This window comes from Shewanella sp. 0m-6, assembly GCF_052977325.1.
In genome coordinates this window covers 1-507 of sequence record NZ_JBRIMD010000076.1, presented here as the reverse complement: position 1 = coordinate 507, position 507 = coordinate 1, and the positions used below count along the sequence as shown (strand labels likewise).

At 38.1% G+C, this 507-nt stretch carries 1 rRNA gene; it reads right to left on the bottom strand.

Annotated features, from left to right (window positions below):
- Positions 1–449 precede the first annotated feature (449 nt).
- Positions 450–507, bottom strand: a 16S ribosomal RNA gene (locus ACVBJC_RS20430); the annotation flags it as partial.

Genomic DNA, 507 nt, shown 5'->3' with positions numbered 1-507 from the left:
CCTTCATCGCCTCTGACTGCCAAGGCATCCACCATATACGCTTAGTCACTTAACCATACAACCCAAATAAGTCTCTAGGAGATTATCCGTTGTTCTGAGCGGGTAAGCTCACAACAGCCGTACTGTAACTAATGGTTTCTACTTTCGCCAAAATTAGAATTTTTATCTCATCACTCAACAAGTTAATGTTAAACAACGAGCTAAGACACTTAATGTTAAGTGTTTTTAGAACTCAATTTTTTAATTTCGCATTAATCCTATTAATAACAACACGATAAATCGTAATCGTTATCCCTTTCAGATTAACACTATCAGCTTTCCAAATTTTTAAAGAACGATATCAACTACAACAAGGTAGGATATTTTGTCGCTCATCTCACTCAATTAAGAGTAAAGACAAACAAGCAATCTGTGTGAACACTCAACAACGATTAAGTTAGTCGTATAGGTAAGGAGGTGATCCAGCCCCAGGTTCCCCTAGGGCTACCTTGTTACGACTTCACCCCA